Source organism: Paramagnetospirillum sp. (assembly GCF_058402745.1).
In genome coordinates this window covers 141,394-162,352 of sequence record NZ_JBZVFI010000011.1, presented here as the reverse complement: position 1 = coordinate 162,352, position 20,959 = coordinate 141,394, and the positions used below count along the sequence as shown (strand labels likewise).

Annotated in this window: 20 protein-coding genes; 10 read left to right on the top strand and 10 right to left on the bottom strand. The window is 67.0% G+C overall.

The annotated features are described in order from the left end of the window. The first annotated feature begins 74 nt into the window (after nt 1-74). Together ACV4UZ_RS08900 and ACV4UZ_RS08895 are read left to right on the top strand one after the other, a co-directional pair. Nucleotides 75-881: a phage tail tube protein gene (locus ACV4UZ_RS08900; protein WP_491600538.1), complete on the top strand. Its 807-nt coding sequence runs from the start codon at nt 75-77 to the stop codon at nt 879-881. A gap of 270 nt (nt 882-1,151) precedes the next feature. Further along, the gene (locus tag ACV4UZ_RS08895; RefSeq protein ID WP_491600537.1) at nt 1,152-2,108 is read left to right on the top strand and encodes an IS630 family transposase; all 957 of its coding nucleotides are present in this window, start codon (nt 1,152-1,154) and stop codon (nt 2,106-2,108) included. A 416-nt stretch (nt 2,109-2,524) separates the two neighbouring features. Here the strand turns inward: ACV4UZ_RS08895 and clpA are convergent, their stop codons facing one another. The 5 genes from clpA to ACV4UZ_RS08870 all read right to left on the bottom strand — a co-directional run bounded on the left by clpA (nt 2,525) and on the right by ACV4UZ_RS08870 (nt 9,658). Next, entirely contained in the window at nt 2,525-4,819 is a 2,295-nt protein-coding gene (gene clpA / locus ACV4UZ_RS08890) for an ATP-dependent Clp protease ATP-binding subunit ClpA (protein WP_491600536.1), read from the bottom strand. 43 nt (nt 4,820-4,862) lie between these two features. Further along, the gene (gene clpS / locus ACV4UZ_RS08885) at nt 4,863-5,195 is read right to left on the bottom strand and encodes an ATP-dependent Clp protease adapter ClpS (protein ID WP_491600535.1); all 333 of its coding nucleotides are present in this window, start codon (nt 5,193-5,195) and stop codon (nt 4,863-4,865) included. 158 nt (nt 5,196-5,353) lie between these two features. After that, a complete protein-coding gene (locus ACV4UZ_RS08880; RefSeq protein ID WP_491600534.1) occupies nt 5,354-6,226 on the bottom strand; it encodes a phasin family protein in 873 nt (290 codons plus the stop codon). A 176-nt stretch (nt 6,227-6,402) separates the two neighbouring features. Next, on the bottom strand, nt 6,403-8,829 hold the full coding sequence (locus ACV4UZ_RS08875; protein WP_491600533.1) for a bacteriohemerythrin: 2,427 nt from the start codon (nt 8,827-8,829) through the stop codon (nt 6,403-6,405). 154 nt (nt 8,830-8,983) lie between these two features. Further along, nucleotides 8,984-9,658: a hypothetical protein gene (locus tag ACV4UZ_RS08870; RefSeq protein ID WP_491600532.1), complete on the bottom strand. Its 675-nt coding sequence runs from the start codon at nt 9,656-9,658 to the stop codon at nt 8,984-8,986. Between the two features lie 156 nt (nt 9,659-9,814). Between ACV4UZ_RS08870 and ACV4UZ_RS08865 the strand changes: the two genes are divergently transcribed. Beyond that, a complete protein-coding gene (locus tag ACV4UZ_RS08865; RefSeq protein ID WP_491600531.1) occupies nt 9,815-11,095 on the top strand; it encodes a D-alanyl-D-alanine carboxypeptidase in 1,281 nt (426 codons plus the stop codon). Here the strand turns inward: ACV4UZ_RS08865 and ACV4UZ_RS08860 are convergent, their stop codons facing one another. From ACV4UZ_RS08860 to ACV4UZ_RS08850, 3 genes are all read right to left on the bottom strand, one after another. Next, nucleotides 11,096-11,542 (bottom strand): gamma-glutamylcyclotransferase family protein, encoded by a 447-nt coding sequence (locus ACV4UZ_RS08860; RefSeq protein ID WP_491600530.1) that lies wholly within the window; start codon nt 11,540-11,542, stop codon nt 11,096-11,098. Nucleotides 11,543-11,588: 46 nt separating this feature from the next. Next, nucleotides 11,589-12,128, bottom strand: coding sequence for a GAF domain-containing protein (locus tag ACV4UZ_RS08855; protein ID WP_491600529.1), 540 nt, complete (start codon nt 12,126-12,128; stop codon nt 11,589-11,591). An 83-nt stretch (nt 12,129-12,211) separates the two neighbouring features. Continuing rightward, nucleotides 12,212-12,403 carry a hypothetical protein gene (locus tag ACV4UZ_RS08850; protein WP_491600528.1) on the bottom strand — a complete coding sequence of 64 codons (192 nt, stop codon included), beginning with the start codon at nt 12,401-12,403 and terminating at the stop codon, nt 12,212-12,214. A gap of 170 nt (nt 12,404-12,573) precedes the next feature. Between ACV4UZ_RS08850 and ACV4UZ_RS08845 the strand changes: the two genes are divergently transcribed. After that, nucleotides 12,574-13,290, top strand: a complete 717-nt coding sequence (locus ACV4UZ_RS08845) for a Crp/Fnr family transcriptional regulator (protein WP_491600527.1) — start codon at nt 12,574-12,576, stop codon at nt 13,288-13,290. A 9-nt stretch (nt 13,291-13,299) separates the two neighbouring features. Here ACV4UZ_RS08845 and ACV4UZ_RS08840 read toward each other — a convergent pair whose 3' ends face one another. Together ACV4UZ_RS08840 and ACV4UZ_RS08835 are read right to left on the bottom strand one after the other, a co-directional pair. After that, the gene (locus ACV4UZ_RS08840) at nt 13,300-13,707 is read right to left on the bottom strand and encodes a rhodanese-like domain-containing protein (protein ID WP_491600526.1); all 408 of its coding nucleotides are present in this window, start codon (nt 13,705-13,707) and stop codon (nt 13,300-13,302) included. After that, nucleotides 13,704-15,485 (bottom strand): potassium/proton antiporter, encoded by a 1,782-nt coding sequence (locus ACV4UZ_RS08835; protein WP_491600525.1) that lies wholly within the window; start codon nt 15,483-15,485, stop codon nt 13,704-13,706. The genes ACV4UZ_RS08840 and ACV4UZ_RS08835 overlap by 4 nt, the downstream gene beginning before the upstream one ends. A 116-nt stretch (nt 15,486-15,601) precedes the next feature. On the opposite strand from ACV4UZ_RS08835, the gene dapF reads away from it, so the two are divergent. The 6 genes from dapF (at nt 15,602) to cpaB (ending at nt 20,944) form a co-directional block, all read left to right on the top strand. Then, entirely contained in the window at nt 15,602-16,456 is an 855-nt protein-coding gene (dapF, locus tag ACV4UZ_RS08830) for a diaminopimelate epimerase (RefSeq protein WP_491600524.1), read from the top strand. Beyond that, nucleotides 16,453-17,709, top strand: a complete 1,257-nt coding sequence (gene mtaB, locus ACV4UZ_RS08825) for a tRNA (N(6)-L-threonylcarbamoyladenosine(37)-C(2))-methylthiotransferase MtaB (RefSeq protein ID WP_491600523.1) — start codon at nt 16,453-16,455, stop codon at nt 17,707-17,709. Before dapF ends, mtaB begins: the two co-directional genes overlap by 4 nt. Nucleotides 17,710-17,863: 154 nt before the next feature. Then, the gene (gene ftsY / locus ACV4UZ_RS08820; protein WP_491600522.1) at nt 17,864-18,856 is read left to right on the top strand and encodes a signal recognition particle-docking protein FtsY; all 993 of its coding nucleotides are present in this window, start codon (nt 17,864-17,866) and stop codon (nt 18,854-18,856) included. Between the two features lie 257 nt (nt 18,857-19,113). Then, entirely contained in the window at nt 19,114-19,287 is a 174-nt protein-coding gene (locus ACV4UZ_RS08815) for a Flp family type IVb pilin (RefSeq protein ID WP_085374346.1), read from the top strand. A gap of 238 nt (nt 19,288-19,525) precedes the next feature. Beyond that, nucleotides 19,526-20,008 carry an A24 family peptidase gene (locus ACV4UZ_RS08810; protein ID WP_491600521.1) on the top strand — a complete coding sequence of 161 codons (483 nt, stop codon included), beginning with the start codon at nt 19,526-19,528 and terminating at the stop codon, nt 20,006-20,008. A gap of 12 nt (nt 20,009-20,020) precedes the next feature. After that, on the top strand, nt 20,021-20,944 hold the full coding sequence (gene cpaB / locus ACV4UZ_RS08805; protein WP_491600520.1) for a Flp pilus assembly protein CpaB: 924 nt from the start codon (nt 20,021-20,023) through the stop codon (nt 20,942-20,944). Nucleotides 20,945-20,959 lie beyond the last annotated feature (15 nt).

Below are 20,959 nucleotides of genomic sequence, written 5' to 3'. Positions count from 1 at the left end.
ATGAGTCTGCAACAGAATATACGGCTGCGCCGCAGCTGGCGCCGCTCAACTGCCCCCTATCGAGAGGATCTCCCATGGTGAAAACTCGGGCCTATGGCGCCGATTGCGTGCTGCTGGCCGCATTCGAGGCGAGCTACGGCGTGCTTCCGGCCGACGGCTATGGACGGCTGTCGTTTAAGGACTCCAGCCTGGGGGCCGAGCGACCGCTGGGTTACGACCCGCTGCTGGGCCAGGGTCGCGACGCCCAGGACCCGTTCTATGAGGCGATCAAGGACGAGGGCGATATCGGCGTGCCGCTGGATGTGCGGGCGCTGGGGTTTTGGCTGAAGGGCTTGTTCGGTGCTCCCACCACCGCTGATAACGGTGATGGTACCTTCGACCATGTCTTCACCTCGGGCGGCACGCTACCCAGCCTCGTCATCGAGATCGGCCACGCCCAACTGGCGGTGCCGAAGTTCTTCCGCCATGGCGGGGCCAAGCTGGACAAGCTGTCCTTCGATATGGCTCGCTCCGGCGCAGCCAATGCCAGCATCGGGGTGATCGCCCAGGGCGAGGCCGAAGCCTCCACCACCATCGACGCCAGTCCGGCCAGCTTTGCCCTGAAGCGGTTCAGCCAGGGCAGCGGCACCATCCGGGTCGGCGGTGGCCAACTAGCCAACGTGGTGGGCGGAAAGCTGTCCTTCTCCAACAACCTGGATCGGGTCGAAACCATCCGCGCTGACGGGTTGATCGACGGCGTGGACGAGACCGAGGCCACCGCCGAAGGCACGGTGGATATCCGCTTCGGCACCGACACCACGCTGACGGCTGCCATCGCCGCCGAAAGTCCGGTGGCCAGCGGGCCAGCGGCGCCTTGTCGGAGGAAGCCTATAACCGCGTGATCAACGCGGATGCTCTAACAGGCTGCGGAATAACTCGCCTGCCACTCCATTTACCCGTCACCCCCGCGAAGGCGGGGGTCCATGTTGACACAATTTGGCGGCATCGACACAAGATGCAGTTGGCTGATGCATGGATTCCCGCTTTCGCGGGAATGACGACGTCTTGAGACGAGTTTTTCCGCAGCCTGCTAGAGCATCGGACCTGAAATCTGAATCGCAGGGGATTCCCTTGTAGGCGAAAAAGTGATTCAACCTCATTGGAGGTGGATCATGGGCAAATGGCTATCATCAGATCTTCGGGTCCGTGTTTACGGTAAGATCGAACACGGCGAATCGCGGCGAGCGGCGGCTCGGCATTTTGGAGTGAGCGCCGCGACCAGCGTCCGTCTTGCACAACGGATGGCGGCGACGGGTTCGTTGGAGCCCTTGCGGCAAGGCCGTCCGCCGGGCGGTGGTAAGCTGGCGGCCTTTGCCGCTCTTCTGACCGGCTGGGTGGAGGCGCAAGGCGACATCACGATGCCGGAACTGGCGGCCAAGCTGAAGGCCGAATGCGGCGTCACGGCCCACCCGGCGTCACTCTCGCGGTTTCTGATCGGGCAAGGCTTCAGCGTCAAAAAAACGCTGCTGGCCACCGAAGCCGGTCGCGATGATGTGGTGGCGGAGCGCCGGACCTGGCTGAGCCACCGCCAGCCCCGGATGTGCCAGGAGCCTCACCGGCTGGCGTTCATCGACGAGACCGCCACCACCACCAAGATGACCCGGTTGCGGGGACGGGCACCGCGAGGGCAACGGTTCAAGGCCCGCGCGCCATTCGGCCACTGGGGAACCCAAACCTTCATCGCCGCCTTGCGCTGTGACGGTCTGACGGCACCCTGGATCATAAACGGCCCCATGAACCGACAAACCTTCGAGGTCTACGTCGAGACCCAACTGGCCCCGACGCTCCAGCCGGGCGACGTCGTCATCCTCGACAACCTCTCCAGCCATAAAAGCGAGAAGGCCAAGGCCATCCTCAAGGAGAGAGGCGCCTGGTTCCTGTTCCTACCCCCATACAGCCCAGACCTAAACCCAATCGAGATGGCCTTTGCCAAACTCAAGGCTCATCTCCGACGGATCGGCGCGCGCACCATCGACGACCTCTGGAAGGCCGTCGGCAATATCTGCGATCTCTACACCCCAGACGAATGCTGGAACTACCTCAGGGAAGCCGGGTATGTTTCAGATTAAACGCACGCCGCTCTAAATATCCGGCCAGACAAACCGAAGCCCCGCCGGAGACGTCATGTTCCGCGCGGGGCTTATGGTTTGGGGACCCACAGGTCCTATGTATTCGGCGCAATGGCCGATAAGTCGTCGCATTGAGATGTAAAAGTACCTGGTGCCACTATATCGGCACCTCAAACTCGACCCGGTGGCGTCATGCTGTCAACATCCTCCTGTCCGGTGTTGCATTCGCCTCGGGAGAGGCGTTTGGTGCATCGGATATTGTCGTGACAACCTTCCAATCCCGGCACGCCTCCATCTCTGTTACGGCTTAATTATCTCCAACCGGGAGGCAATTGTCAAGAAATTGCCCCTCATCCTGGGCAAGCAAAAGGGCGCTCCGGTGGGAGCGCCCTGGTTGGGTTCTCGTGGCCGCGGCCCTATTCCACCAGTTCGGGGATCTTGTCGGCCTTGGGGGACGCGGCCAGGAACTCGAAGGCCAGCTTGGACTCGTCGTCCACCCGGATGCGGACGATGCCGCCCTTGGCCAGGCGGCCGAACAGCAATTCCTCGGCCAGCGGCTTCTTGATGTGCTCCTGGATGACGCGGGCCAGGGGGCGTGCGCCGAACGAGCGGTCGTAGCCCTTCTTGGCCAGCCAGGCGCGGGCCTCGTCGGTCAGTTCGATGGTGACGTCGCGGTCGCCCAGCTGGGTCTCCAGCTGCATGACGAACTTGTCCACCACCTGGGCGACGATCTCCGGCGTCAGATTGGCGAAGGCGATGGTGGAATCCAGGCGGTTGCGGAATTCCGGGCTGAACATGCGGTTGATGGCGTCGGTGTCGTCGCCTTCCCGCGCCTCCCGGCCGAAGCCGATGGCGGCTTTGGCCAGGTCGGCGGCGCCGGCATTGGTGGTCATGATCAGGATCACGTTGCGGAAGTCCACGGTCTTGCCGTTGTGGTCGGTCAGCCGCCCGTGGTCCATGACCTGGAGCAGGATGTTGAACAGATCCGGGTGGGCCTTCTCGATCTCGTCCAGCAGCAGCACCGAGTGGGGGTGCTGATCGATGGCGTCGGTGAGCAGGCCGCCCTGGTCGAAGCCCACATAGCCGGGCGGCGCGCCGATCAGCCGCGACACCGAGTGGCGCTCCATGTACTCGCTCATGTCGAAGCGGGTCAGCTCGATGCCCATGATCTTGGCCAGCTGGCGGGCCACCTCGGTCTTGCCGACGCCGGTGGGGCCGGAGAACAGATAGCAGCCGATGGGCTTCTCCGGCTCGCGCAGGCCGGCGCGGGCCAGCTTGATGGCGCTGGCCAGGGCCTCGATGGCCTTGTCCTGGCCGAACACCAGGGTCTTCAGGTCGCGTTCCAGATTGCGCAGCGCCTCCACGTCGTTGGTGGACACGCTTTTCGGGGGGATGCGGGCGATCTTGGCGACGATCTCCTCGACATCCTTGACGGTGACCGTCTTGCGCCGCTTGGATTCGGGCAGCAGCATGCGCGACGCGCCCACCTCGTCGATGACGTCGATGGCCTTGTCGGGCAGCTTGCGGTCGGTGATGTACTTGGCCGACAGCTCCACCGCCGCCTTGATGGCCTCGGCGGTGTAGCGGACCTTGTGGTGGCTTTCGTAATAGGTCTTGATGCCGTTCAGGATCTTGATGGTGTCGGGGATGGACGGCTCGTTGACGTCGATCTTCTGGAAGCGCCGCACCAGGGCGCGATCCTTCTCGAAGTGATTGCGGAATTCCTTGTAGGTGGTCGAGCCGATGCAGCGCAGGCTTCCCGCCGCCAGGGCCGGCTTCAACAGGTTGGAGGCGTCCATGGAGCCGCCCGAGGTGGCGCCGGCGCCGATCACCGTGTGAATCTCGTCGATGAACATCACCGCGCCATCGTAATTCTCCAGCTCGGTGACCACCGCCTTCAGGCGCTCCTCGAAATCGCCGCGATAGCGGGTGCCGGCCAGCAGCGAGCCCATGTCGAGGGCAAAGATGGTGGCGTTCTTGAGGACGTCGGGCACCTCGCCGTTGACGATGCGCCGGGCCAGGCCTTCGGCGATGGCGGTCTTGCCCACGCCGGGATCGCCCACGTAGAGCGGATTGTTCTTGGAGCGCCGGCAGAGAATCTGGATGGTGCGGTCGATTTCCTCGTCGCGGCCGATCAGGGGGTCGATCTTGCCCTGGGCGGCCTTCTTGTTGAGGTTGATGCAATAGGCGTTCAGCGCCTCCTGGCCCTTCTTGACCACCTTGTCCGGGCTGGCTTCCTCGTCGGCGCCGTGGACGGTGCGGCTCTGGCCGCGGCCCGGCGCCTTGGCGACGCCGTGGCTGATGTAGTTGACGGCGTCGAGCCGCGTCATGTCCTGGCTTTGCAGGAAGTAGACGGCGTGGCTTTCCCGCTCGGAGAACAGGGCGACGATGACGTTGGCCCCGGTCACCTCTTCCCTGCCCGAGGACTGGACATGGATGGCGGCGCGCTGCACCACCCGCTGGAAGCCGGCGGTGGGCTTGGGGTCGGTGCCGCGCGGGCTGACCAGTTCCGACAGGTTGGTGTCGATGAATTCGGAGAGGTCCCGCTTCAGCTTGTCGATATCGACGTTGCAGGCCCGCAGCACCGCCACGGCGTCCTGGTCGTCGGTGAGCGACAGCAGCAGATGCTCCAGCGTCGCGTATTCGTGGCGACGCTCGGAGGCGTGGGACAAGGCACGGTGCAGGCTTTGCTCCAGGTTGCGCGACAGCATGGGGCCGATCCTTATCCTGGGGGAACGCGCCGCGACAGGCGGGCTATTCCTTCTCTATCGTACACTGCAGCGGATGCTGGTTCTGGCGCGCCAGGTCCATGACCTGGGTCACCTTGGTCTCCGCCACCTCGTATGTGTAAACACCGCAAATCCCGACACCCCTGGTATGGACATGCAGCATGACGCGGGTCGCATCCTCGCGGCTCTTGTTGAAGAACCGTTCGAGGACGTGCACGACGAACTCCATGGGAGTGTAATCGTCGTTCAGCATCAGGACCTTGTACATGGATGGCTTCTTGGTTTTCGGGCGGGTCTTGATGACCACCCCCGTCTGCCCGTCGTCGCCGTTCCGCTTGTCGTTACTGTTTTCGCTCATGCCTGTGTGCTTGGGCCTTGGTTGCTCTTTACACCCCTATCATATTGGGTGCGGACGCCCGGCGAAAAGGCCCCTTTTTCCCGAAGGGGGCCATCCGGCCATGAAAAAAGGCCCGGCAGGTGTTCCCGCCGGGCCTCTTGACAAGAAGGCTCGCCGAATTAGGCGGCGGTCTTCACCAGCTTCTCGACGGTGGCGTTGACGCGCTCGCCGATGGGGGCCAGGGCGTCCTCGACCAGCTTCACCGACTGCTCGGTCAGACGGGTGGACTCGACCACCAGCTTGTCGACGCCGGCCTTGGTCAGGTCGGTCTGCAGGTCGATGAATTCCTTCAGGGTCTTGGCCGACAGCAGGGCCTTGGAGGCGGCGACCTGCTCCTCGATGCTGGCCTGGGTCAGGCCGACCACCGCCTTGGAGATGTCCTGCAGGCCCTTGGCCAGGATGTTGCCGGCCTTGACGAAGGCCTCGACGTTGTCCTTGCCGAAGGACAGCACGTCCTCGTAGCCCTTGTAGGCGGCGGTCTGCGCCTTGACGGCGGCCTCGACCTGCTCCTTGCTGATGGCGACGGCCTTGTCGTAGCCCTTGGCGGCGGCTTCGGACGAGGCCTTCACCACGGACTCGACGGCTTCCTTGGAGGCGGCGACGGCGACGTCCACCTGCTCCTTGCCCAGCGCGACGGCCTTGTCGTAGCCCTTGGCGGCCACGTCGGCCGAGGCCTTGACCACGGTCTCGATGGTCTCCTTGGAGACGGCGACGGCGGCTTCCACCTGCTCCTTGCCGATGGCCACGGCCTTGTCGTAGCCCTTGGCCGCCTTGTCGTAGCCCTTGACGGCGGCGTCGGCCGAGGCCTTGACCACGGTCTCGATGGTCTCCTTGCCGACGGTGACCGCCTCTTCGATGGTCTTGACGGCGTCGGCATGAGCGGCGGCGATGGGGGCCGGGGCCTTGGTCGCCTTCACGGCGGCGGCGGCGACGGGGGCGGTGGTCTTGGCGGCGGGGGCGGCGGCGGCCGGCTTGGCCTTGGCGGTGGTCATGGAAGTGTCTCCCTGGTTGGGTGGGGCGCGGTGGCCTCGGGGTCGTGCAGCCGGGGCATACGGCACGCCCCATGCTGCGATGCAACATGGGGCGTATCATGCGGCCCAAGTACCAGCGAGTCAATATGGTATATTGCGCTGCAATATATTCGTAATCGGATAGGCCGGACGGCCGTTCAGGCGGCCCGTTTTTCCGTCAGGAACCGCGCCACGACCAGGTCCTCCTTGTTGATGTGCTGGACCAGCCAGGTGGCCACATAGTCGAACAGCTCGGCTCCGGCATTGCCCGACCCGGCGGCCATGGCGGCGCGCAGCTGATCGACGCGCTGGAAGAAGGCGCGATGGCTGCGCGTGTGGGCATCGGCCTCGGGATAGGCATGGCGCCGCATCAGGGCCTCCTCGTCGTCGAAATGGGCGTGCATGGAGCTGTCCAGCTCGGCCAGCAGGTCCGAGGCGGCCTGCCGCCCGTCGCCGCTCATCATGGCGCGATAGGCCTGGTTGACCAGATCGTAGAGGGCGCGGTGGTGCTGGTCCACCGAGGGCTGCCCGGTTTCCAGGGCCCTATCCCAGCGCAGCAGCACCATGTCCTTCTTCTCCGCCCGCACCTGGGTCAGGAAGGTGGAGACCTCGTGGCGCAGGAACTCCGCCTGCCGGGACAGGTCGGTGGCGGATTCGCGGATCTGTTCGGCGGCGGCGCCCGTCTCGCGCGCCGCCTGCTCCACCGAGACGATGTTGCCGGAGACCTCGGCGGTGCCGACGGCGGCCTGCTCGACGTTGCGGGCGATCTCGGCGGTGGCGGCGGTCTGCTGCTGCACCGCCGAAGCCACCGAGGTGCTGATCTCACCCATCTCGCCGATCACCGCCGAGATGCTGTCGATGGCGGAGACGGCGGCCGAGGTGCTCTGCTGCACGGCGGAAATCTGGCCGGCGATCTCGCTGGTGGCGCGCGCCGTCTGGTTGGCGAGGTTCTTCACCTCGTTGGCCACCACCGCGAAGCCTTTTCCGGCGTCGCCGGCCCGGGCGGCCTCGATGGTGGCGTTCAGCGCCAGCAGGTTGGTCTGGGCGGCGATATCGTTGATCAGGTTGACGATCTCGCCGATGCGCCCGACATTCTCGGACAGCGAGCGGACCTGGTCGGTGGTGTGGCGGGCCTCGTCGCGGGCGCGGTCGGCCACCGCCTGCGAGCGTTCCACCTGCTGCGAGATCTCGTTGATGGACGACGACAGTTCCTCGGTGGCCGAGGCGACGGTCTGGACGTTGGCCGAGGCTTGGCTCGCCGAGGAGGCGACGGTGGTCGCCTGGGCGCTGGTCTCGGTGGCGGTGCCGGCCATCTGGCCCGAGGCGGCCTGCAGTTCGGTGGCGGCCGAGGTCACCGTCTCGATCACCTTGCCGACACTGTTCTCGAAGGTGTCGGCCATCTTGCGCATGGCCATCAGGCGGTCGGCCTCGGCCCTCTTCTTCTGCTCCTCCTGCTCGGCTTCCAACTGCCGGACCCGGATCAGCTGCTCCTTGAAATGGGCCACCGAGCGGGCCATGGTCCCGATCTCGTCGCCGCGTTCGGCGTAGGGGACGGCGATGGCGAGATTGTCGCGGGCCAACTGCTCCATCACCCCGGTCATGGCGCCCACCGGGCCGAGGATCGAGCGGGCGATCAGCACGGCGAAGATCAGGCCGAGCAGCACCGCCAGGGCCGAGACCACCTTGGACCAGGTTTCCTGGCTGTCGATGGTGGCCTCGGTGCTGCTGCCCAGGGCGGTCAGGGCCTGCAGCTGGGACTCCTTGACCTTGATGGCCAGATCGGCGAATTCGGCGCCCAGCCGCGCCGCCTCCTTGGTCACCAGCCGGTCCATTTCCAGGGTGCCGTTCAGGATCAGCATGAAGTCGGCGCGGTAGGCGGGCATGATCCGTCCGACGGTATCGATGGCCTTGCGGGTGCGGGCGTCGCGGGCCTCGGCCGCCAGGGTCTTGAGCGCCGTCTCGGTGGCGGCCAGTTCGGCCAGGGTGAGGTCGGCGAATTTCTGCTCCGGAGTGGCGAGGAAGCGGTTGGCGCTGACCCGGGCCAGCAGCAGGTGCTGCAGCGCCTTGCCGGCATGGGCGGCCGCCGGGTAGTCGCCGTCGGTCATGGCTCCGTCCACCGCCCCGCTCAGGGCATCGACCATGGCGGCCCCGGCCGGGGCCGCCCGCTCGATCAGGGCCTTGTCGCGTTCCGAGCGCAGCGCCATGATCTTCTCGAAATTGGCGTTGTACTGCTCGAACAGGGCCTTCATGCGCTCAAGCGAAGCCTTGCGTCCGGGATCGACGGTGGTGGCGATGGCTTCGCTCAGGTCCTTGCCCAGGCCGTCCTGCAGGGTGCGGATGCGGCCGAGCGTCCCCGAATCGCCCTGGCTGCCGGTATAGGCCAGGACGTTGCGCCGCAATCCCACCACGTTGCGGTCGATGGTCAGCACCCGGATGGTGTTCTGGTTGACCCGCTGGAATTCCGAGACGTTGTGCCCGACGGTGGCGAAGCCGATACCCACCATCACGGCGACGATCACCAGGAAGGCGAGAACGCTGAGAAATCCGCCATAAATGCGGGTCTTTACCGTCATGGTCGTGGCCATATCCGTCATCCTCGGCTCGTGATGGCGCCAATGCCATCGGGGCTCGGACATTCTGATCAGATAAGGTTAACCAGAGGCGAATTTACACGTATCTCTTTCGCCCAAGCATTGCGGGCAATACTTAGATCATAAGGCATGGCCTTGGAGGCCGGCCCTAGAATCCGTAATCGAGGCCGTTCTCTCCCACCTTCAGGGTGAACTCGACCACCGCGCCCCGCTTGCGCTCGTGCTCGCGGAAGATGTCGACGGGGATGGGGCCGGGGGGGATGATCCTGTCGCGGCCGGGGTCGAGGGCGGCCAGGGCGGCGGGAAAGCGGGCGGCGTCGAAGGCGGCGGAGGGATGGGCCCAGGCGGTGAAGGCGTAGCGGCCCTGGCGGCAGCTGGCGGCGGTCCAATAATAGGAGTGGGACGGCAACTGCAATCCCACCGCCGGCGGCCCGAAGGCGCCGGAGCCCTCCAGGGCGGCGGCGAGCCCGTCGCGGGTCGCCCGGTCCAGGGGCACCGAGGCGGTATCGGCCCGCCAGGGCGACAGCGGGTCGTTCAGTTCGATGGTGGCGACGTTGCCCGGACGGACGGAACTGATCTTCATGGAATCCGCGGTGGACTCCCACTCGTAGAACCGAACCTGCTGGTCCCACAGGGCGTTGTAGACCAGGCGGAAACGCTCGGGTGCGCCGGGGGCGCAGGCGTCGCGGATGTCGCTTCCCTCGACGAAGGAGAACCACTGGACCTTGCGGTAAAGGGGATTGCCGATGTCGCCGCCGGTATAGGCGCATCCCGACAGGGCGGCGGCGAGGGCGATGGTGGAGATGGCGAGACGGCGGGACATGGCGTTTCCGTTGGCGAGGGGATCGGGACCGGCAAGGATGGGCAGGGAAATATGGCGGGAATCGGGCGGCCACGAAGCTTTACACAGATTCGCAAAATCTTTAAGGTTTCCCGGATACCCTAAGCCAACTCAGTCGCTGAACGGAAGGTCGAGACGTTGCACCTGAGCCGCACCGGATTCCTGAATCGTGTCCGCCTGTTCGCCGTCGCCCTGGCCGCCATCCTGGCGCTGTCGGCCCAGCCGGCCTTCGCCGGGCGCTACGCCTCCATCGTCATCGACGCGGAAACCGGTTCCGTCCTGCACGCGGCCAATCCCGACGTCAAATCCTATCCGGCCTCGCTGACCAAGGTGATGACCCTGTTCCTGCTGTTCGACGAGCTGGATTCTGGCCGCATCCGCCTGGACACCCGGTTCACCACCTCGGCCCATGCCGCCGCCCAGTCGCCGTCCAAGCTGGGGCTCGAGCCGGGCGAGAAGATTTCGGTGGAAAGCCTGATCCTCGCCCTGGTGACCAAGTCGGCCAATGACGCCGCCGTGGTGGCGGCCGAGGGCGTGGGCGGCACCGAGGCCCATTTCGCCCAGATGATGACCCGCAAGGCCCATGCGCTGGGCATGCGCTCGACCACCTACCGCAACGCCTCGGGCCTGCCCGATTTGGGCCAGGTGTCCACGGTGCGCGACCAGGCGCTGCTGGCCCGCGCCCTGATCCGCGCCCATCCCGGCTATTACAAGTATTTCTCCGCCCGCCAGTTCGTCTATGACGGCCAGCCCATCAACACCCACAACCGCCTGATGCTGCGCTACCAGGGCGCCGACGGCATCAAGACCGGCTATATCCACGCCTCGGGCTTCAACCTCATCTCCTCGGCCAAGCGCGGCGACAAGCGCATCATCGGCGTGGTGTTCGGCGGCAACACCGCCGCGTCGCGCGACAAGCACATGGGGCAGTTGCTGGACAAGGGCTTCGCCCGGCTGAAGAGGGGCGAGGGCGTCGAGATGGCCGAGGCCGAGGCCGACGACCTGCCCGACCTGGACGAATTGGTGGCCGCCGCCCAGGCGGCCAAGGCTCCCGCCAAGGCGAAGGCCAGTGCCGCCGCCAAGCCGGCGCCCGCCAAGAAGGTGGCCATGCGGGCTCCCGCCCGCGCCGCCGACGATGACGACGACGACGCGGTGGGCGATGCCGACCCGGCCGGCTGGGCCATCCAGGTGGGGGCGTTCAACGAGTACCGGCCGGCCCACAAGGCGGCCAGCGACGCCGCCAAGAAGCTGGGCGGACTGGTGTCCAAGGCTTCCATCGACATCGACAAGGCCGGCAAGGGCGCCAAGACGATCTATCGCGCCCGCATTTCCGGCTTCACCGAGGATCAGGCCCGCGCCGCCTGCAAGCGTCTGGGCAAGGCGGGCAAGGCCTGCAAGCCGGTCAATCCCAACGCCTGATCAGCCCCGCCATCCCGCCATCAGGGCGCGGATGCGGGTGAGCGCCGCCCGCTTGTGGCGCAGCCGCCAGGTGTCCAGCCGCCAGTCCTCGCGGCCGCCGGCCACGTCCGGGCGGCAGAGATAGCTTTCGGCCGTCACCTCGCTTCCGTCGCGCGTGCGCACCATCACGCATCCAACCCGGTATTCCGGCCCCTCGTAATGATCGAGGCGGCGGCGGTCCCCGTCGTTCAGGCCGCGGACCAGCAGGCCGTCCACCGTGCCGGTGGGATGGGGCACCAGCATGGGATAGGTGCGGCCGGCGATGGTGACCCGCCGCCAGCCGGCCAGCCGGGCCGGCTCCAGGGCCTCGGCGGTCACGTCGCGGCCCAGCACGGCGGCCAGCACGTCCCCGTCCATCAGGGTGCCGAAGAAGAACATGGGGGCGGTTCGCGGGGGATGGGGCGGCACTGCTGGTCTCCGGACGCGGCTTGGCCGGAGCATAGCGCCGCGGGCCTCAGTCGGAAAGGGTCCGGGCCCGGTCGATGAGGATGCCGAAGGCCTCGGTGAAGGTCGCCAGGGTGTCGCACACCGGGGCGGTGAAGAAATTGGGGATGGCGGCCCCGAAGATCACGAAGCCCAGGAACTGTCCGTCCAGGATGACCGGCGCGGTCAGGCACGCGCGGCTGCCCGAGTTGCGCGCCCCGCTGGTATGGTGGCGGCCTTCCTCGCCGAAAGCCGCGATGTCGTTGACGATTCTCGGCTCGTGGCTGTCGGCCAGCAGGACCAGCGAGGGGACGTCGGTCATCTCGACCTCGGTCACGTCCGGAGCGCCGGTTCCGTCGGAATCGCAGGAAAAGGCCCACAGCATGTCGTGCCGGGAATCGTAGATCGACAGCGAGGCGTACCGCAGGGGGGCGAAACCCGGAAGCTGGCGGATCATGCCGTGCAGCCGCCGGGCCGGCTCGTGCACCCAGGCGACCATCCTGTCCATGGCCGGACCGTCCGGCTGGCCGGGCGGGGGGGCGGTGACGAAGTGGGCGGCATCGATGTTCATGCCGTCATGCTAACCCCGGTGATTCCACCGGGGGAAGGCGCGACTTTAGATCGATCGTGATGATTTGGTGTAGGCCGTGCGGCTCAATGAATCTCGGGTCGGAAGGCCCGATGTATACTTTTGCAGGCATCCCAAAGAATGCAGGGGCGTTCCTCGGCGCAACGGCAGCCATCGGCGATCAGGGGGGCGGCGGAGTCCAAACCCGCCGGGCCGCTGACCAATCCGACGATGACCCGAATCCGGTCCGGCAGGCAGTGGCGCAGATCCTTGTCCATGGCGACCTCCATCGGGCGGCCTTTGCTCACTCCATGGTATTAGGGTGTTCGCCCAGGGGGAACGCCCGAAATGTTTCCGTCGGCGACCAAGTGTGACGGCTGTCGGGATGGGGCCAAGCCCGTATTGAAAAGCGGCCTGCCGCGGCCGATACTCTTTGGCGGGACGGGCGTTGACGACGGGTTCGCAGATGATGGACGTGATCGACGGCGGCTTGGCCCGCGTATCCCTGTTCTCCGACATGGGCGAGGCGGCGCTGGGCGATATCGAGGCCCGCTGCAACTGGTCGCGCGTGCCGTCGGGCAGCCAGATCTTCGACAAGGACAGCGACACGCTGGAAGTCTATTTCGTGGTCGAGGGGGCGGTACGCATCCTCACCACCGGCACCGACGAGCGCGAGGTCGCCCTGGCCGACGTCATCGCCGGTAATTACTTCGGCGAACTGGCGGCCATCGACGGCATGAAGCGTTCGGCCCGGGTGGTGGCCACCAAGGATTCGGTGCTGGCCTCGCTGGAAGGCGGCGCCTTCCTGGACCTGATGCGCCAGTATCCGGCCATCGCCATCAAGGTGGTCGAGCGCCTGACCCGTATCGTCCGCAGTCTGGACAGCCGGGTGGCCCAGCTGTCCAGCCAGAGCGAGAACCAGCGGGTGTGGGGCGAGATCCTCCGCCTCGCCCAGCCCGATCCGGCCCGGCCGGAGACCTGGCAGATCGCCGATCTGCCCAATCACAAGGAGATCGCCGCCTGGGCCGGCACCACCCGCGAAAAGGTGGCCCAGGCCATCGGCGAACTGGCCCGCGAGGGCGTGGTGCGCCGACGCTCCATGGGGCTGGTCATCTGCGATCTGCCCCGGCTGCAGCTGATGGCGGCGTCGCGCGGCGCCGCCTAGATCCGGCGCTCAGCCCTTCCTGTGCTCGGGCTTGGGGCCCACCGGCCCGCCCGATTCCTTCCAGGCCTTGAAGCCGCCCTCCACATGGGCGACCGGGGCCAGCCCCATGTCCTGCACCGCCCGGGTCGCCAGCGCCGAGCGCCACGCCGACTGGCAATAGAAGACGAAGCGCCTGGCCTGGCCGAACACCTCCTTGTAATAGGGGCTGGTGGGATCGACCCAGAATTCCAGCATGCCCCTGGGGGCGTGGAAGGCGCCGGGGATCATGCCTTCCCGCTCCAGTTCGCGCACGTCGCGGATGTCCACGAACACCACGTCGTCGCGGCCATGCATGGCGATGGCCTCCGCCGTGGGGATGGTGGTGATCAGGGCGTTGGCCTCGTCGATCAGTTGACGGTGAGTCTTGATCAGGGTCATGCGCGCTTCCTCATCCAGCGTTTGAGCATGGCTTTCAGCTCGGTGCGGCTCTGGAACACCGGCAGCTTGGGCGAGTCGATGCGGGTGGGTTCCACCGCCAGGCCGATCTCCGAGATGTGGTCGTTCCAGTTCATGGCCCGCACGATCAGCTCCACCTCGCCCAGCGGCGCACGGTCGCCGATGCCGGGCGCGTGCCCCAGCTCGCGCACCAGCCAGTCGGCGGCGGTCATGTCGTGATCGGCCGGAGCCACCGGCAGGCCGTAGAGCAGGGCGAGGTCCTTCATATGGGCGCCCGGCTCCAGGGCGAAGTCGCCGAAGAAGCGGGAATCCGCCTCCGCCGCCGGGGCCGCCGAGGCGAACAGGCGGTCCAGGTGCGGCACCCGTTCGGGCCGGGCGAACAGGAACACCGTGTCGCCGGGCTTCAATCCCTTGGCGGCGTGGGCGGAATAGGACTTGCGGTCGCGGACCACCAGCGAGGGCTCGGCCCAGCGCGGCAGGCGGTGGCCGCGCGCCACCAGGGAATCGGCGACGATGCGGTAGGACACCAGCTCGTGGCGGGCGCCGGGGATTTCCAGCTCCATGCGCTCGACGGGGCCGATGCGCTTGGGCACGATCTGGCCGAGGAAGCGGGCCACCGCGCCGATGGTCCAGCCCTGCAGCCCCAGGCTGATCAGCACCACCAGGAAGGCGATGATGAAATAATCCCGTCCGTGGGGCAGGCCCGCCACCATGGGCACGATGGACAGCAGCACCGAGACCGAGCCGCGCAGCCCCACCCAGGCGACGAAGGCCGTCTCGTTGCGGTTGAAGCCGTAGGGCAGCAGGCAGATCCACGCCGCCAAGGGCCGCGCCACGAAGATCAGCACGAAGGCCACCCCCAGGGATTGCCAGGCGAAGGCGGGAAATTCCGCCGGCGTGGCCAACAGGCCCAGCGTCAGGAACATGACGATCTGGGCCAGCCAGGTCAGCCCGTCCTGGAAGCGGCGCATGGTCTCGGGCGCGTTGATGCGCGCGTTGCCGGCCACCAGCCCGGCGATGTAGACGGCGAGGAAGCCGCTGCCGTGCAGTTCCTCGGTGGCGGCGAACAGCACCATGGCGAGCGACAGCGCCGCCAGGGGCTGCAGCCCCCTCTCGAAGCCCATCTTGTTGACCGCCAGCACGATCAGCCCGCCGCCGAACATGCCGGCCGCCGCGCCGATGCCGAACTTGGTGGCGAAGTCCATGCCGATGCCCACCGGCGAGATGGGGCCCTTGGCGACCAGCAGGCCGACCAGCGCCAGGGTCAGGAAGATGGCCATGGGGTCGTTGGACCCCGATTCCACTTCCAGGGTGGCGCGGACGCGGTCGCGCACATGGATGCCGCCGACGCGCAGCAGGAAGAACACCGCCGCCGCGTCGGTGGAACTGAGGATGGCGCCCATCAGCGCCGATTCCAGCCAGTCGAAGCCCAGCAGGTAATGGAGCGGCACCGCCACCACGGCACTGGTCACCACCACGCCGCCGGTGGCCAGGGCCATGGCCGGCCACAGGGCGGCGCGAAAGGCCTTGAGGCTGGTGTGGAAGCCGGAATCGAACAGGATGATGGCCAGGGCGATGCTGCCGATCAGATAGGCGGCGTTGACGTCGTTGAAGACCAGCCCCCCGGGTCCGCTTTCGCCCGCCACCAGCCCGACGCACAGGAACACCAGCAGCAGCGGCGCGCCGATGCGGAAGGAGAGCAGGCTGGAGAAGATGGATAGCGCCACCAGACCCGAGACAATCAGGATCGCGCTGTTCATGGACTCGATCATGGAGCTTAGGATAGGGGGCCGGGCCGCCTCCGACAACCGGCCATTCGGCACGAAACCTTGCGCGATGCTGGACTCATGCGCCCGCCGCCCCATATAACGCCATCATGAGTGACAGAGCCTGGCCTTTCCTGAAGATGCACGGCCTGGGGAACGACTTCGTCGTCCTCGACGCCCGCGCGCGCGCCATCGAGCTGACGCCCCAGCGGGTGCGCGCCATCGCGGCGCGCGGCACCGGAGTGGGCTGCGACCAGCTGGTGGTGATGGCACCGCCCACGGGCAGCACCGCCGACGCCACCATGCTGATCTACAACGCCGACGGGTCCGAGGTGGCGGCCTGCGGCAACGCGTCGCGCTGCGTCGCCTGGCTGCTGATGAAGGAAACCGGCCTCGACAAGGTGGTGTTCGAGACCAAGGCCGGCCTGCTGGACGCCGAATCGCGCGGTCCCTTCCAGGTGGCGGTGGACATGGGCCCGGCTCGCCTCGACTGGCGGGAGATTCCGGTGGCCGAGGCGGTGGACACCCTGCATCTCGGCATTGCCGCCGGCCCGCTCGCCGATCCGGTGGGGGTCAGCATGGGCAATCCCCATGCGGTGTTCTTCGTGGACGACGCCGAAGCCATCGACCTTGCCGCCCTGGGCCGTGGCCTCGAGCATCACCCCATGTTTCCCGAGCGCGCCAATATCGAGGTGGCCCAGGTCCTCACTCCTCCCGACGCCGGGCTGGGCCGCATCCGCATGCGGGTGTGGGAACGCGGCGCCGGAATCACCATGGCCTGCGGCACCGGTGCCTGCGCCACCCTGGTGGCCGCCGCCCGGCGCGGCCTCAGCCCCCGCAAGGCCGAGATCATCCTGGATGGCGGTCTGCTCACCATTGAATGGCTGCGGGACGGCCACGTGCTGATGACCGGGCCGGTGGCCGTCGCCTTTACCGGGACGCTGGATTCCAGCCTGCTTCCATGACCAATAAAGCTCCAGAGGTCCTGACCTTCGGTTGCCGGCTCAACGCCTATGAATCCGAGGTGATGAAGGAGCACGCGCGGGCCACGGAAAGCGGGGTCGAGACGGTGATCGTCAACACCTGCGCCGTCACCGCCGAGGCCGAGCGCCAGGCCCGCCAGGCCATCCGCAAGATCCGGCGCGAGCGCCCCAACGCCCGTATCGTGGTCACCGGTTGCGCCGCCCAGGCCCACCCCGAGACCTTCGACGCCATGCCCGAGATCGACCAGATTCTCGGCAACGCCGAGAAGATGCGGCCCGACATCTTCGCGGCGCCCCCCGCCGAACGCATCCTTGTGGGCGACATCATGGAGGTGCGCGAGGTCGCCTCCCATCTGGTCTCGGGCTTCGAGGGGCGGGCCAGGGCCTTCGTCGAGGTGCAGCAGGGCTGCGACCACCGCTGCACCTTCTGCATCATTCCCTTCGGGCGCGGGCCCAACCGCTCGGTGCCCATGGGGCGCATCGTCGAGCAGATCAGGGAACTGGTGGCCGGCGGCTACAACGAGGTGGTGCTGACCGGCGTCGACGTCACCGCCTATGGCGCCGACCTGCCGGGCAAGCCGGGCCTGGGCCAGCTGGTCCGCCGCCTGCTGGCGGCGGTGCCGGAACTGCCGCGACTGCGGCTGTCGTCGCTCGATCCGGTCGAGGTGGACGGAGACCTGCTGGCCGCCATGGCGTCGGAGCAACGGCTGCTGCCCCATTTCCATCTGTCGGTGCAGGCGGGCGACGACACCATCCTGAAGCGCATGAAGCGTCGGCATCTCAGGGGCGACGTCATCGCCCTGGCGGCGAAGATCAGGGAACTGCGCCCCGACGCCGTGCTGGGCGCCGACATCATCGCCGGCTTTCCCACCGAGGACGAGGACATGTTCCGGAAGTCCCTCGATCTGGTGGACGAGGCGGGGCTGACCCATCTGCACGTCTTTCCCTTCTCGGCGCGCCCCGGCACGCCGGCGGCCCGCATGCCCAAGGTCAGGGGCGACGTGGTCAAGGAACGCGCCGCCCGTCTGCGGGCCAGGGGCGCCGAAGCCATGGCCGCCTTCCTCGCCACCCGGGTGGGGGGTGTGGAAAGCGTGCTGATCGAATCGGGGGGCAAGGGCCATTCCGCCCATTACCTGCCGGTGCAAGTGGCGGGTTGCACGGCGGAGCCGGGGACGATACTAAACGTGCTGATCACGGGGACCGACGGCAACGGCCTCGTCGGTGAGATCCGGTGATGGAACCACAGAGACACAGAGACACCGAGATGGCACAGAGAAAAAGAGGAACTGTTTCATTCCTCTGTGCTTTCTCTGTGTCTCTGTGTCTCTGTGTTGAATCCCCCAGTTGCCGCGATCAAGCCGCAATACGGGGCGAAGGGAAGGCAGCACGATGAGCATCTTCGGTTTCGGCAAGAAGAAGGAAACGGCTCCCGCTCCGGCCCCCGAGCCCGTTCCCGCCGAGGAAGGAGCCTCGTGGTTCGGCCGCCTGAAATCGGGGCTGGCCAAGTCGTCCTCCAAGCTGACCCAGGGGATCGGCGACCTGTTCACCAAGCGCAAGCTGGACGACGAGGCGCTGGAGGAACTGGAGGAACTGCTGATCACCGCCGATCTCGGCGTCACCACCGCGGCGCGGGTGACCAGGCATCTGGCCAAGACCCGTTTCGGCCAGGACGTCACCTCCGACGAGATCAAGGCGACGCTGGCCGAGGAAATCACCCGCATTCTCGGCCCCGTCGCCAGGCCGCTGGCGATCGACGCCAATCGCAAGCCCCATGTGGTGCTGGTGGTGGGCGTCAACGGCTCGGGCAAGACCACCACCATCGGCAAGATGGCCAAGACCTACAAGGATGCCGGCCTCAATGTGACGCTGGCCGCCGGCGACACCTTCCGCGCCGCCGCCGTCGAGCAGCTGAAGGTCTGGGGCGAGCGCACCCATTGCCCGGTCATCGCCCGCGAGACCGGCGCCGACGCCGCCGGGCTGGCCTATGACGCCGTGGATCAGGCCCGTGGCCGGGGCGACGACCTGCTGTTCATCGACACCGCCGGGCGGCTGCAGAACAAGGCCGACCTGATGGCCGAACTGGCCAAGCTGGTGCGCTCCATCAAGAAGGTGGACGAGACGGCGCCCCACGACGTGCTCCTCGTTCTCGACGCCACCGTGGGCCAGAACGCCCATTCCCAGGTGGAGATCTTCAAGGACATGGTGGCGGTCACCGGCCTGGTGCTGACCAAGCTGGACGGCACGGCGCGCGGCGGCGTGCTGGTGGCGCTGGCCGAGAAGTTCGGCCTGCCGGTCCACGCCATCGGCGTCGGCGAAAAGGCCGAGGACCTGCGCCCCTTCGAGGCGGAAGCCTTCGCCCGCTCGCTGGTGGGGGTGGAGTAGCCCCTTCCCGTCTCCTTCCGCGTCCATCCGCCGCCGACCCGGGCGGCTGGATACGCTTTTGCTAAAATTTGAACCAATCTGGACAAATAAAACTTATGTCTCTGTGCGATTCTTCACAGAAAGAATTGGTATGGTGTGTCAGATTTTGTCTCACGAGATAGGGGCGGGAACGCGAAATGCAGTTCAGACCCGGGATGCTCGAACGGAAGCGATGAGATGGTTCAGAGTTTCCGTCGAAAAATTAAAGGAGACGAAAGATGTTTACTTCCATCCGCAATACCATGACCAAGATTTCCCGTGACGAGCAGGGCGCCACCGCCATCGAATACGGTCTGATCGCCGCCCTGATTTCCATCATCGCCATCCCCGGCATGCTGCTGGTCGGCCCCCGTATCCTGACGGCTTTCAACACCATCGCCGGCAGCATGTAACAGAATGCGCAGCCGCTTCGGCGGCGCGGCAAAAATAAAACAAGGCGCCTCCCGAGAGAGGCGCCTTTTTTATTGTACTGTTGCATTAAATTTAAGGTGAGGCGCTGTAAAACTTTAGTATCTGTGGATAAAATCACAGTCACTATCCGGGATTGGCGTTAGGGTTTTTTTTCAGGATGCGGGACCAAATTGGGCCGTGGGACTTCACTTCGAGGTCCCCCTGGTCCGGGAGGCGGGAATGGGCGACATCATCTTGACGATTTCGGCGATTGTCTTCGTCGTGGCGCTGCTGGACGCGGCTTGGAGCGACCTGCGCTCCCTGCGCATTCCCAACCGAATTCCCCTGACCATCCTGGCGGCCTTCGTGCCGGCGGCTCTGGCCATGGGGCTGGGCGGCGAGGCCTGGCTGGTGCATCTGGGAACCGGCGTGCTGTGCTTCGCCGCCGCCGTCCTGCTGTTCAGCCTGGGCGTGTGGGGCGGCGGCGACGCCAAGCTGGCGCCGGCCGTGATCCTGTGGGTCGGCCCCGCCGGCCTGCCGCGCTTCCTGCTGGTCATGGCCCTGGTCGGCGGCCTGGTGGCGCTGGCCGCCCTGGTGGCGCGCCGCGCCGAGGCCGGCGGATTGCGTCCGGTGATGCGCGGCCACGTGCCCTACGGCATCGCCATCGCCGCCGCCGGCCTGGACTGGGCGGCGACCGGCCTGCTGCTCCGGCTGGCCGGCTGAGAGAGGTACGCCATGCGACCCGTCATCATCATCGTCGTGGTGGCCGCCCTGGCGGCCGGGGGCACCGCCATGCTGGCCAAGTCCTGGCTCGAGCGCCAGGAGGCGCGCCGGGCCAGGGCGGCCGAGGAGCCCGCCACCGTGGAAATCCTGCTGGTCGCCCGCGACGTGCCGTCGGGGGCCGCCCTCACCGGCGACGACCTGCGCTACGAGGTTTGGCCGAAGGCGGCGGTGAGCGACCGTCTGACGGTGCGCAAGCCGGGCGAGGATTCCAAGGCCGCCTTCGTCGGCATGATCGCGCGGCGCCCCCTGGCCGAGGGCGAGCCGGTCTCCGCCGCCACCACCTTCCGGCCCGAGGCCTCGGGCGTGCTGGCCGGCATGCTGGCGCCCGGCATGCGCGCGGTGTCCGTCGCCATCACCAATCCCACCGCCGTGTCGGGCTTCATCACCCCCGGCGACCGGGTGGACGTGGTGCTGGCCACCGACATCAAGAAGGCCGAGGAGGGCGGGCCGGCCATGGAATCGGGCAACGGCCTGCTGCTGCGCTACGGCGCCGAGACGGTGCTGGCCGACCTCCGGGTGCTGGCCATCGACCAGCAGATCACCAGGGGCCGCGACGGCGCCCCCATCCAGGGCAAGACCGCGACCCTGGAGGTCACGCCGAAGCAGGCGGAGGTGCTGACCGTGGCCGGCATGATGGGCAGCCTGCAACTGTCCCTGCGGCCGCAGCGCGGCGGCGAAGCGCCGCAAGCGCCGGCGGCCGCCGAGGCGCTGGATTTCACCGCCGACCTGGAAGCCGGCAAGGTATTGCAGGCGGTGGTCGGCTTCAAACCGCGGGTCGAACGCGCCCCCGCCCCTGCCCCGGCCCCGGTGCCGGTGCCTGCGGGCGTGCGGGTCAATCGCGCCGGCCAGATCAGTTCGGAAGGGGTGGGGCGATGAACCGGCATCCGTTAC